This window comes from Hymenobacter sublimis, from assembly GCF_023101345.1.
GTDB classification, from domain to species: Bacteria; Bacteroidota; Bacteroidia; order Cytophagales; family Hymenobacteraceae; genus Hymenobacter; species Hymenobacter sublimis.
In genome coordinates, this window is the sequence record NZ_CP095848.1 from 2697915 (window position 1) to 2709929 (window position 12015).

The following is a 12015-nucleotide window of genomic DNA, read 5'->3' on the forward strand; positions in this document are numbered from 1 at the left end:
AGGGGCATGGGGTAGGAGCTAGTGGTGAAAGGGTAACAAATAGGCGGAAGCAGCTACGTAGTTCGGTACGCCAGTAGCTTTTCTTGCGAAAAGAATACTTCTACTTGGCGTTAAACAGAGCCGTGTGGTTCTTTGTATTGTGTAGTAAACTCAAAATAACCTCATTGTTTCAAACAAATAACGAACTATCAAATTTTTAATCCTGAATCGAGAATTTTTCCCAGCTTGGGTTACGCAGTTATCTTTTTCCAATAGGCCCTTGGTCTGCATAAGCGGGTCACTATCTTATTGGCGGTAGAAACCCTACGTCCGTCTTAGGCTCGGAATTTGTTGCCGTCCTTATTATGTCTCACCCGCCCGTGGCAAAAGCGCCAAAATTAGTATACGTCATTGAAAATGACCGAATTAGCTCCGTCATTTCAGAGTTAATCGTGAAAAAGAACTTGCTCAGCAGTGAGGTGCAAACCTACACCAACGGACAGCAGGCCTTTGACCAACTGCAAGGGTGCCTGCAGCAGCAAGCGCCCCTCCCAGACCTTATCCTGCTAGATTTGGACATGCCCCTGATGGATGGCTGGGAATTTCTGGATGCCTGCGCTACGCTAGCCCTCCCCCACCCCGTGAATATTTTTATTCTTACTTCCTCCATCAACCCCGAGGACTCCAGCAAGCTGCTGGCTCACCGTGAGGTAAAAGGATTTTTCACCAAACCCCTGAACGAGGAAGGCATCCGCCGCATGCAGCTGCTGTTGCAGGAAGTGTAGCGGCAGCGGCCCATATACTGCTTTCTACCCGTAGCTGGCTGGGTTACGCGCGGTCCGGTTGCGCTTCGGGCTAAGAAATCTGGTTAGCGGCTCTTTTATAGTATGCGTTTTCTATCACTACCTCCCCTACCCGGCGGCAGCCTATTTACTTGCCTAAGCTGGGGGCAGGCTTGCTCCTATGCGCTGGTAGCCGCTTGCTGCCTGCTCGTCCGGTTTCCGGCCTATGCCACCACCGTGTTGGGGCCGGTGCTGCTCGTGGGCCTGCTGGGCTTGGGAGTTGCCCACGGCGCCTGCGACCAGCTGGTGTGGCCCGTGTATCGTCCGGTCCGGGGTTCCCGCTGGGTGTACCAGGTGCGGTTTGGGCTCGGCTACCTCGGCTTGGCCGGGGGTGTTGGGTTGGTGTGGTGGCAGTGGCCAGGCGTGGCGGCGGTTTTCTTTTTTGGCCTGACTGCCTGGCACTGGGGTTCGGCTGATGCGCCGGCCTACCCGCAGCGTGGCATTTGGTTGGCGCACAGCCTACTTCGTGGAGTCTTGCTATTGGCGCTGCCGGCGTACTTCTGGCCCGCTGAAACGGTAGGGCACGTGAATGGGCTGTTGCTGCTGACCGGCGCCCCGCCCGCTCAGCTTGATTCCTACGCACCCGGAGGGCTGCTAGGGCTGGTACTAGCCGGACACCTGGGGTTGTGGGCGTACTTGGGCTGGCAGCGCCTACCTGGCCGCTGGCTGCGCGATGTGGGGGAAGTGTGCTTGCTAGCGTGCTTGTTCAGCAGTTGGCCGCCCTTGCTGGCCCTGGGCGTGTATTTCGTGTTTTGGCACAGCTTACAGCACATTTTGCGGCTTGCGCCCCTGCTTGGCTACGCGGCGGGGCCGAGCCGGTTGGGCGCACGGGGGCGGCGGAAGCTGCTATTTTTCGCCCGTCGCGCCTGGCCCATGCTGGCCGCGAGTTTGGTGTTGCTAGCCGGCGCGCATGCCCTAGGTGGCACTTGGCTTCCGGCCCAGAATGCCTGGCTGGGACTGGTAGTACTAGCGGCTTCCGTCGTGACTGTGCCCCACGCCTTGCTGGTTACCCTGGTGATGGATGCCCCCAAGTGGCGGGCGCGCCCATATTTGGCCGCTGGCAATCCCTTGGTCTTGCCAGCAGGGCAGCCACCGGAAAGCGGCACAGCGTTGCAAGCCTACGGCGGCAGGTAGGCCGGCTATTGCTCATAGGCGTCCAGCAGTTCGTCCAGGGTTTTGGCCCGCTGCTGATGAAAGCGCGGGTAATGATACGCGTCCAATTTCAGCAGCAGATACAGAAGCTGCTGGCGCTCAGGCGTGTTCAGGTTGCCGGCCAGCACACGCGCTACCTGCTCCATGCGCTCAAAAAGCTGGAACAATACCTCCCGACCACTATCTGAAAGCATGAGTACACGGCTGCGCCGATCATGCGAGTGCATCTGCTCCGTAACCAGTCCTTGCTTGTGTAAGCGCCGGATAACCTCCATGCCCCCTGATTTTTCGTGGATGTTCCGTCCTATCAGATCCGTCTTGCTCAGGGGCTGGTAGGCGTTCAGGGTAGCCAGGTAAGTGAAGTCTTCCAGGGTAGTCAGGGGAGAATCGCGCAGGGCCAGGCGCGAATACGAGCGGGCGTAGCGGGATAGAAAGGTGATGAGCTTGCTGATGCGTGACTCATCAAACTCCCGGACGTGTACTTGCTCCCGACTAACGGTAGTTGTGTCTGGGGGGGCGCTGGTATGGGCTTGTAGCCAGTGAGAAAAGTCTGCCAGTTGGTTGGGCTGATCGGGTAAAGACTGCGCCTCATATTTTTCAACGGCGGCCAGCAACTGCTGCAAGAAGGCGTAGTTCATCGGGCAAAGGTAGCACTCTAGTCTTCTACTACTGTTGAGGTTACCTCAAACTGCGTCCTAACCCGCTGATACGGCCCGACAACAGGCTTCTTCTACCCCAAGAGGAGCGGCTATGATTTGCACTTCACCGGCCACCGCCAGGTTCGGTTCACACAACAGTAGTCCAGGCGAAAAGGAAAGGGTAGAGCCTTTGCCCTAAAAATCAGGTAGGCTTTTACGGCTTTCACCGAGAAATGCAAAGCAACAAACGCTCCATTGGACTTGAATTGGGAAAGACCAAACGATAAAACAAGAGCATGAATATCCAGTTTCTTCTATGTTTTCTTGATTAAAGTAAGATATAATATAATTATTACATCAAAATAACTACATGCTATGGAAATAGTGAAAGTCGTCTTGCGAATCGAGTCAAATTGATACGATCTTACACTATTATTCCTAAAATTAGAATTTGAATGAACCCAACTTTTACCCGCGTGTGGCTGGTGTTAACCTGCCTTGTTTTTTGTACTATTCATACAACCTGGGGGCAAACAGCTACGGCAGCCCTGGGTGGCACTGTAGTGTCCGTAACGGGTAGCCCTGTTGCCGGAGCGGCCGTTACGGCCATTCACTTGCCCACGGGACTGCGCCGCGCCGCGGCCACCGATTCGGCGGGCATCTTTAGCATTCCGGATGCACTTGTTGGCGGGCCCTTTGCCGTCCAGGTAACGCAGCCTAGCTTCCGTACTCAGGTGATTACCAACGTGTTCCTGTCTGCTGATAAAGCGGTGCAGCTCAGCATTGCGCTAGCCCCCGACGTGGTGCAAGTGGGTACGCGCCGGATTGACCGCACGGTGCTGGAGTCCGCGGTACCGGTAGACGTAATTGACATGCGTGAGCTGCTGGCCACCGGGCCCCAGACTGATCTGACCCAGATTCTGAACTACTCGGTGCCTTCCTTTAACTCGACCCGCCAAACCTCCGCCGACGGGGCCGACCACGTCGATCCGTCGTCGCTACGGGGCCTGAGCCCGGACCAGATGCTGGTGCTAGTGAACGGCAAGCGCCGCCACACCACGGCCCTGATTAACCTACTCGGTAGCCGTGGCGTGGGCAACGTAGGCTATGACCTGAACACGGTTTCCTCCAATGCCATTGACCGGATTGAGGTGCTGCGCGACGGCGCCGCGGCCCAGTACGGCTCCGATGCCATTGCCGGGGTTATGAACATCAACCTGCGCGCCGACAACAAAGGTGGCAACGTGCTGCTGAGCACGGGCATTACCAGCGCCGGCGACGGTCTGAGCACCCTGTTTAGCCTAAACAAAGGCTTTAAACTGGGCCAGAAAGGCTTCCTGAACCTGACCGGCGACGTGGATTACCGCGGCGCCACTACCCGCCAGTACTCGCGCAGCCTCAATTCCTGGCCAGTATTTTCCAGCAACCGCGCCTCCGAAGATTCCGCGCTAGCCGCGAACGGCAAAACTTACCGGGACTTCGAGCAGGTAAACGGCGACGCCAAAATCCGCAATTACCGGCTGCTCTATAACCTGGGCGCTCCGCTCAGCAACAAGGTATCGTTCTACTCCTTTGGGGGCTTTAACTACCGCCGCGGCCGAGCCGTTGCGCCTTGGGTGCTACCCTCGGCCCAACCCGCCGACATTGTGGATAGCATCTTCCCCCTGGGCTACCAGCCCAACATCAACACGCGCATTCATGATGCGTCCGGGGCGGCCGGCATTACGGCTAGCCTAGGTCAGTGGAAGCTGGATGTCAGCCACGTAGTGGGCCTCAACCGCATGCACTACGATGTCAGCAACACGCTTAACAGCACCCTAGGTACGGCCTCGCCTACCCAGTTTGATGCCGGCGGCCTGCAGTTCCGCCAGAACGTAACCAACGCCACCCTGAGCCGGCTGTTTCCGCAGGTACTGGCCGGCACCAACGTAGCCTTCGGCACGGAGTACCGCACCGAGAACTACCTAATTTTTGCTGGTGAAGAGGCTTCCTGGAAGGATTACGGAAGGGGTGCCGCCGGGGCCTCGGGTGGCGCTCAGGGCTTTATCGGCTTTGACCCCGCGGCAGCCATCGAGGGCAACCGCAACAACATCGGGGGCTTCGTGGACGTGGAAGCTGACATCACCAAAAAGTGGACGATTGGCACGGCCGTACGCTTTGAGAATTACTCAGACTTTGGCTCGGCCTTCATTTACAAGCTGAACACCCGCCTGCAGCTGGCCAAGTTTCTTTCGGTGCGGGCTGGCTACAACACGGGCTTCCGGGCTCCATCCTTGCAGCAGGCGCTGTACCGTCAGCTCACGCTACTACCCGTCAATAACGGGGTAGTGTACACGGGTATCTTCAACAACCAGAGCGAGGTAACCCGCGCGGCCGGTATTCCGGCCCTGCAGCCCGAAAAGTCGCGCAACTTTAGCGCCGGCCTGATCCTGACGCCTTCGCCCGCCCTGACCTTCACGGTGGACGCCTATCAGATTGCCATTGATGACCGGATTATCCTGTCGGGTTTGCTGGGCCAGGGCATCACGCCGGCCCTGGATGCGGCCCTCACCCAAGCCAACGCCACCAACGCCCAGTTCTTTACTAACGCGGTAAACACGCGCACCCAGGGCCTGGACCTGGTAGCCAGCTACCGCCGCCCCGTGGGTCGCGGCAACTTCCTGGCCAGCCTGGCGGCTAACTTCAACCGCAACACCATCCGTAGCATTGACGTGCCAACAGCTTTTGCCAAGCTGCAGAGCGACGACGACCTGGGTAATAACTATGTGGATCAGCGCCAGCTTTCGCTGATTGAGACGGGTAACCCCAAGAGCAAGCTCATTCTAAACACGAGCTACGAGGTAGGCAAGTTTAACCTACTGGTGCGCAACGTCCGCTACGGGCAGGTTAGCAGCTACGATTTCAACTTTGACCCCTTGGCTGAAGGCAGCTACTATCTGGTGTTCAAGCCCCGGCTGACCACGGATCTGCAGCTGAGCTACAAGCCCAAGCAGGCCCTGCAGCTCACGGCCGGCGTGAACAACTTGTTCAATGTGCAGCCTAACACCATTGCCGAAGCTGCCCGCAACGGTAATCCCCCAATCGGCTTCAAAACCCAGGCTGAGTTCGACGCCTACTTCCAAAACAAGTACGGCCAGCCTTCCTACCTGCCCTACGACTTCGACATTCTGCCTTACCACTCCCACCAGATGAACTTCAACGGGACGTTCTTCTACCTAAAGGCAGTGTATAACTTCGGCCTGTAAGCTGCGGGCTACCAGTTTCCCGGGCCGGCGGCCTACCTTCCCTGCCGGGGAGAAGCGGCCGGTCCGGGAGCCGTTTTCTTTTGCTTAGCTCTACTACCTCCTGTATGAAGAAGCACTACGCTATTTCGTATGTTATTATCCTGTTGCTGCTGCACAGCGTGCTGGCGGCCGCTGCCCCTCTGCGAGCTCCTGCTTCTCCCCTCGATGGGCTCTGGAAAGGCCCGTTGAAAGTACCTGGTGGTCAGTGGGAAGTGGTTTTCCGGGTAGTGCCGCTGACCGGTGGCAGCTACTTTGCGACCCTGGATGTGCCCATTCAACGGGTGAGCGGTATTTCAGTGGCCGTGGAAGTGCAGGGCGATTCGGTAAGCTTCGTGGCTGAGCAGGTAGGTAGCCGCTTTACCGGGCAGCTTTCCGCCAGCGGGCAACAAGTACAGGGCACCTGGCGCCAAAATGGCTTCAAAACGCCCCTGACCCTGCAGCTGGTGCCGGCCTCGGCCGTGGCGGGCGCCAAAACCCGACTGACGCCCCCTTACCAGGAAGAAGAAGTGACGTTTACCAGCAGCCAGGAGGCACTCCGCCTAGCCGGCCTGTTGTCCTTACCCCCGGGCACAGGGCCGTTCCCGACCGCCGTGTTGGTTTCCGACGCCGGAGCCCAGGACCGGGACGGCACCGTAGGCGACTACCGCCCTATGGGCGCGCTGGCCGACTACCTAACCCGCCGTGGCATTGCCGTTCTGCGCTTTGATGACCGGGGTGTGGGCGGCTCCAGCGGCTCGGCGGCTCCAGCTACCATTTCCGACGTGGTAACGGACGTGCAGGCGGCGCTAAACTTCCTGCGTACTCGCCCCGAGGTAGATTTAACCCGCCTGGGTATTATTGGGCACGGTGAGGGTGGCAACGTGGCCCTGCTGGCGGCGGCTCAACCCCTCCCCCCCGCCTTTGTAGTGGCCCTGGCCGCGCACGGGCTGCCTGGCAGCGACATTGTTATTCAGCAACAAACCAATGTGCTGCGCTCCTTGGGTACGGATCAAGCACAGGTTGAACAAGCTGTGAAGCGCCAGCAGGCCATGCTCGAAATCATTCGGCAAACTCCCGATGACGCCCAAGCACAGGCCATTGTGGCCAACATGCTGCGCCAAAACAATTCCTCCATGGATCCGGCGGCAGCTAAAGCCAGCGCCGCCGAGCTTACCTCGGCCCGCTACCGGCAATTCCTGTCGTTTAACCCCATTGCTAAGCTTCCCGACGTGAAGTGCCCCGTGCTGCTGCTCAACGGAACGGCCGACCTGTACGTGGCCGCCGACGCTAACATGGCTCCCCTGGCGAAAGGCCTGAAAAATAACAAAAGCGTGGTCAGCCGCAAGCTACCCGGCGTCAACCATTTGTTTCAGCCTGACCCCAAGGAGTGGCCCCTGGTGAACGGGCAAGCCAAGGAAATATTCTCACCCCAGGCCCAGGAAGCAATCCGGGAGTGGATTGTTGAGCCGGTTAAAAAGTAAGTCGACTCGGGCAGTGGAAGCAGCGGATGTTGCTACCACTGCCCAGGCCGCGCTCCATCATTAGTATCCTTCATACTTTCATTAGTATCCTTCATACTTTCCACTCATACGCCTACCCACATGAAGCTACCGTTTACTTCTTCTATTCCCCAGGCCCGCACGCAGTTGCTGCGCTCCTTACAGCAAGCTTTCCGACTGGCCGTAGTCGCTAACGAGCCGGGGGCTCCCTCGGCCGATGAGCTTGCCGAAATGGCTACCAGCCAGACGCGACGCGACTTTCTCACTAACACAGCCAAAATGGGCCTGTTAGTTAGCGCCGGCGGGCTGCTATCTGCCTGCGACACGGAGGTAGTGGAGCCTGCGTTGGAGCCGCAAAGGCAGCAAAGCCTGGGCTCGCTTACGGGGGTAGCCCCGCGGGTAGTGGTAGTGGGGGCAGGCATGGCCGGTTTGAACTGCGCCTATCAGCTCAAGAAAGCTGGCGTGCCGGCCCGCGTGTACGAAGCCAGCAACCGGGCCGGGGGCCGCATTTTCACCGCCCGCGGCCTAATGGGTCCTGGGCTCACCACGGAGCTGGGAGGCGAGTTTATTGACAGCGGCCACGCCGACATGCTGCAGCTAGCCCAGGAGTTTGGCTTGCCTCTCTACGATGTAGAGTCGCCCAGCGAAACCGTGCTGCAAAAGGACGCCTATTTCTTCGGGGGCAAGCAGTACACCGTAGCGCAGGTAATTGCCGCTTTCCAGCCGTACGCGCGGCAAATGCAGGCTGATATTCGCTCGCTGCCGGGCACTATCACCTTCGAGAAGATGAACGCGGCCGCAGCCCGCTTTGATCAGATGTCGATTGCCGCCTATTTCGACTCGATTCACATGACAGGCTGGATCCGGACGTTGCTGGAAGTGGCCTACCTGACCGAGTACGGACGGGAAGTAAATGACCAGACCTCGATTAACTTCCTGTGGCTGTTCTCGGCCGACACCAGCAAGGGCACTTTTGACATTTTTGGTGTTAGCGATGAACGCTACAAAATTAAGGGTGGCAACCAGCAGCTCACCGATGCCCTGCACGAGCAGTTAGCCGGTCAGGTAACGCTGCAGCACAAGCTCGTGGCCCTGAGCCAGCAGGGTAGCGAATACCACCTAACGTTCGAGCAAGCCAGCGGCACTCGCCTCACCGTGGTAGCCGATTACGTGGTACTGACCATTCCTTTTACCATTCTGCGGACGGTAGATTTGCAGGTAGCCTTGCCCGCTTGGAAGCTGAACGCCATCCAGAACCTGGGCTACGGTACCAATGCCAAGCTATTTTTGGGCTTTAATGGCCGGCCCTGGCGCAACAATGGCTACACTGGCTACCTGTTCTCCGACCAGACGGCTCAGAGTGGTTGGGACAGCGGCCAATTGCAGCCCACCACCCAGACGGCGTTTACCGTCTATCTGGGCGGACAAGCGGGCGTAGCTGTGGGCTCCGGTTCGGCCCAGTCGCAGGCCGGCAAGTTTCTGCCCGTACTGGAAAAGGCCTGGCCGGGTACGCAGGCCGCCTTCAACGGCCAGGTTGAGCGCTTCCACTGGCCTACGCACCCGCACACGCTGGCTAGCTACGCCTGCTACCGGGTAGGACAGTTCAGCACTATTGCCGGGGCCGAAGGCAAACCCGTGGGCAACCTATTTTTCGCCGGTGAGCATTGCAGCGCCTGGTACCAGGGCTTCATGAATGGCGCCGCCGAAACTGGCCGCATGGCGGCCTCGGACGTGCAAGCGGCCCTGCGCACCAAAAACACGGCCCTTCACCAGCGGATGCGGCAGCGGGAAAAAAGCCTGGCTTAGCGCAACGAGGCTGATGGCATAAAAGCTGTTATGCCGCCTTGCGGCCATAATCTTAACCGCTCTCCGGCGCTTATGCTGCGCACAGCCAAGCATTGGCTACCGCACTACTCGTGTTACTAAACAAACAGCTCCGGCCAGTTGGCCGGAGCTGTTTGTTTTTAGAACTCTGCGTGGCGCAACTATAAGCCGCCGGCCAGCCCAGAAGTATGTAGAGGATTCACTCGTATTGACGGCTAACAGCCCAGGCAATAACGGCGTGACCTATCACCTCATCGGTAACCGAAGCAGGCTTCGGACCTAATCTCTGGTAAAGCAAACGCCCTGGCTGCCAGTGGCAACCAGGGCGGTGGTGATCCCGCTGGGATTCGAACCCAGGACCCATACATTAAAAGTGTATTGCTCTACCAGCTGAGCTACAGAATCATTTGTTTTCTTTGCAAACGGCGAATGTTTTTCGCTGATTGTGGCACAAAAGTAGAGGCCCAAGTTTAACCGTGCAACTGTTTTGCTAAAAAAAGTCCTCCTTTTTTTCCTTTTTGGAGCCCTGATTTTTCAAGCGGCTCAGGCCCAAAAAGTTACTCCACGCCTTCTGCATGCTGATTCCCTGTTTGAAACGGGTCGTCCAGAGCAGGCCTACCCGCTCTACCGCCGCGTACGGGAGCAGGACGGTGTACAGTCGGCGCAGCAGCTGTTGCGCATGGCCTATACTCAGGAGGGTCTCGGGCATTATCCGGCGGCGCTTTATTACCTGAGCTTGGCCCAGGCCTGGCAGCCCCGGCATACTACCTGGGAAAAAATGGTGGACATCGCCCAGCAGCACCGCCTAACGGGCTACCCCAATACCTGGCGGCAAAACCTGGCCATTACCGTCCAGCGCTACTACTACCGCCTGCTGCAGGTGCTGCTAGCACTAGCCGTGGCTGGCGGTACGCTGCTGCTGGTGCGCCGCCGCACCGCCGACCGCGCTTGGTGGGCCATGTATGCTACCTACCTGCTCGTGCTGGGCTTGTTCCTGAACCTGCTGGGGCCGGGCCGGGTAGGGCTGGTGTCGCGGCCGCGGGCACCGCTCATGGCTGGCCCTAGCGCGGGTTCAGCTTGGCTTACAACAGCCGCCGCCGGCGACCGTTTCGAGGTGCAAGGCCAGCACGACATTTGGTACCGCGTGCAGTGGCAGGGCCGCGACGCCTACATCCGCCGCCCCGATTTACTGCTGGTTGAATGAGATAAAATTATCAGGCAGTAACGCCGAAGCCGGCCGTTCTAGAAAAAACGGCCGGCTTCGGTGCGGTTGGGGCAAGATGCTTAGAGGGTAAAGTCGGGCTCTTCCTTCCGAAAATGGTTTAACACCAGCTTATCGGCTAGGCCCGGCAGCCATTTGTTCAGGAACACCGTGAGCTTGCCCTGACCGGTCAGCACCAAGTCGCGGCGGCGCTGCTGCACGGCGCGGAGCAGGTGCTGGGCCACTTCTTCGCTGCTCATCATCTGTTGCTCATTCCGCGGCGACTCACCCTGGGCCGAACCGTCGGCGGCCAGGGCCACGTTGCGGATGTTGGAGGCCGTAAAACCGGGGCAAGCCAGCAGCACGTGCACGCCCTGGGGCAGTAACTCGGTGCGAAGGGCCTCTAGAAAGCCGTGCATGGCGAATTTCGAAGCCGAGTAACCCGTTCGGCCCGGCAGGCCGCGGTAGCCGGCAATGCTGCTGACGCCCACGATGGAGCCTTTGGCCTGGGTAATGTGGGGTAGAGCAAACTTGGTGGTGTACACCGTCCCAAAAAAATTGGTTTGCATCAGGCGCCGGATAACGTCCAAGTCGGCGTCGCGGAACAGGGCCCGCATGCTGATGCCCGCATTGTTGATGAGCACGTCCAGGCGGCCAAAAGCGGCCACGGTTTCTTGTACGGCCCGCTCCGAATCAGCCTCTACCCCCACATCGGCACGGATGGCTAGGTGACTGATTCCGAGGCTGGCCAGCTCCCGGGCCGTATCCTGCAAACGGGCTTCGTCGCGGCCGGTAATGGCTACGCGGGCCCCGGCCCGCCCAAATGCCAGAGCAGTAGCCCGGCCAATGCCGGAGGTACCGCCCGTAATGAGCACTACGTTGTCTTTCATGAAAAGGAAATAACCAGATGCCCTCCGGCTGGAAAGCGCGCAAAACTACGGGTAATTCTGCCAGCATAATGCCACTAACGAGCCTCAACTAGCCTTATAGCACTACGCCGCTGACAGGACATGGAGCGCGTGGTCGAAGCACAAATTGTATTTTATCACGCTATTGTCACTATCTTCGAGCTACGCCGTACCGGTGTTTCCTTTGCTTTGTATGCCCCAGCCTTTTCGTGTGATTCAGAGCAAAAAAACACGCTGTATAAATGGGCGTTTGGCGCAGCTAGCTGAACTCGTTTCTTTCTGCTGTCCAAACCGCCTTACCCTGCAGAAAGGCAGTCAGGCTTGCCGTACAGTGCTACTAACCCGCGGCGGCTTTCTGAAAACGGGGGATGCAGACCGGAAATTTACCATTGGGAGGATTGGAACGCAGAAGGTACTTTTGCTATCAACACGCTACAATGCACTATCGTGAGTGGACAAGCAATAGCCGTTAACATCCTGATTATTATCCGTTCATGTGCCCATAGCCTTAAGTAAACGCGCCTGTTTGTGCGACTTGCTTCCGCTGGTAGCGACGCCCTTACTATTACTACCCGTGCTGAGGTGCTAAAGCACCCGCTACTACCTGCGCTGGCGGCCGCGGTGCGCTGGGCCGGCTATGCTGAGGCCTAGCTTCGGTTAGCCGACAGCCTTGCCTGAATTTGACTTTTTAGCCATACGGCGCCAGCCG

At 58.4% G+C, this 12015-nt stretch carries 9 protein-coding genes and 1 tRNA gene; 7 read left to right on the forward strand and 3 right to left on the reverse strand.

Annotation, left to right across the window (positions count from 1 at the left end; all coding sequences use genetic code 11):
• Positions 1-344: 344 nt before the first annotated feature.
• Entirely contained in the window at positions 345-764 is a 420-nt protein-coding gene (locus MWH26_RS11220) for a response regulator (protein ID WP_247974359.1), read from the forward strand.
• Positions 765-866: 102 nt separating this feature from the next.
• Positions 867-1955, forward strand: coding sequence for a Brp/Blh family beta-carotene 15,15'-dioxygenase (locus MWH26_RS11225; protein WP_247974360.1), 1089 nt, complete (start codon positions 867-869; stop codon positions 1953-1955).
• A 5-nt stretch (positions 1956-1960) separates the two neighbouring features.
• On the opposite strand, the gene MWH26_RS11230 is transcribed toward MWH26_RS11225, so the two are convergent.
• Entirely contained in the window at positions 1961-2611 is a 651-nt protein-coding gene (locus tag MWH26_RS11230) for a MarR family winged helix-turn-helix transcriptional regulator (RefSeq protein ID WP_247974361.1), read from the reverse strand.
• 455 nt (positions 2612-3066) lie between these two features.
• Between MWH26_RS11230 and MWH26_RS11235 the strand changes: the two genes are divergently transcribed.
• The 3 genes from MWH26_RS11235 to MWH26_RS11245 all read left to right on the forward strand — a co-directional run bounded on the left by MWH26_RS11235 (position 3067) and on the right by MWH26_RS11245 (position 9179).
• On the forward strand, positions 3067-5856 hold the full coding sequence (locus MWH26_RS11235) for a TonB-dependent receptor (protein WP_247974362.1): 2790 nt from the start codon (positions 3067-3069) through the stop codon (positions 5854-5856).
• 104 nt (positions 5857-5960) lie between these two features.
• Entirely contained in the window at positions 5961-7355 is a 1395-nt protein-coding gene (locus MWH26_RS11240; RefSeq protein ID WP_247974363.1) for an alpha/beta hydrolase family protein, read from the forward strand.
• 120 nt (positions 7356-7475) lie between these two features.
• Positions 7476-9179, forward strand: a complete 1704-nt coding sequence (locus MWH26_RS11245) for a flavin monoamine oxidase family protein (protein ID WP_247974364.1) — start codon at positions 7476-7478, stop codon at positions 9177-9179.
• Positions 9180-9526: 347 nt separating this feature from the next.
• Here the strand turns inward: MWH26_RS11245 and MWH26_RS11250 are convergent.
• Positions 9527-9602 (reverse strand) — tRNA-Lys (locus MWH26_RS11250).
• 82 nt (positions 9603-9684) lie between these two features.
• On the opposite strand from MWH26_RS11250, the gene MWH26_RS11255 reads away from it, so the two are divergent.
• Positions 9685-10401: an SH3 domain-containing protein gene (locus tag MWH26_RS11255; protein ID WP_247974365.1), complete on the forward strand. Its 717-nt coding sequence runs from the start codon at positions 9685-9687 to the stop codon at positions 10399-10401.
• 80 nt (positions 10402-10481) lie between these two features.
• Here MWH26_RS11255 and MWH26_RS11260 read toward each other — a convergent pair whose 3' ends face one another.
• A complete protein-coding gene (locus tag MWH26_RS11260; protein WP_247974366.1) occupies positions 10482-11288 on the reverse strand; it encodes an SDR family oxidoreductase in 807 nt (268 codons plus the stop codon).
• A 546-nt stretch (positions 11289-11834) separates the two neighbouring features.
• Between MWH26_RS11260 and MWH26_RS20150 the strand changes: the two genes are divergently transcribed.
• On the forward strand, positions 11835-11957 hold the full coding sequence (locus MWH26_RS20150) for a hypothetical protein (protein WP_262921949.1): 123 nt from the start codon (positions 11835-11837) through the stop codon (positions 11955-11957).
• Positions 11958-12015: the final 58 nt, after the last annotated feature.

Bases quoted from the DNA above. Each gene is read 5' to 3' on its own strand.
- MWH26_RS11220 (WP_247974359.1), top strand. From the start codon at position 345: ATGTCTCACCCGCCCGTGGCAAAAGCGCCAAAATTAGTATACGTCATT.
- MWH26_RS11225 (WP_247974360.1), top strand. From the start codon at position 867: ATGCGTTTTCTATCACTACCTCCCCTACCCGGCGGCAGCCTATTTACT.
- MWH26_RS11230 (WP_247974361.1), bottom strand. From the start codon at position 2,611: ATGAACTACGCCTTCTTGCAGCAGTTGCTGGCCGCCGTTGAAAAATAT.
- MWH26_RS11235 (WP_247974362.1), top strand. From the start codon at position 3,067: ATGAACCCAACTTTTACCCGCGTGTGGCTGGTGTTAACCTGCCTTGTT.
- MWH26_RS11240 (WP_247974363.1), top strand. From the start codon at position 5,961: ATGAAGAAGCACTACGCTATTTCGTATGTTATTATCCTGTTGCTGCTG.
- MWH26_RS11245 (WP_247974364.1), top strand. From the start codon at position 7,476: ATGAAGCTACCGTTTACTTCTTCTATTCCCCAGGCCCGCACGCAGTTG.
- MWH26_RS11260 (WP_247974366.1), bottom strand. From the start codon at position 11,288: ATGAAAGACAACGTAGTGCTCATTACGGGCGGTACCTCCGGCATTGGC.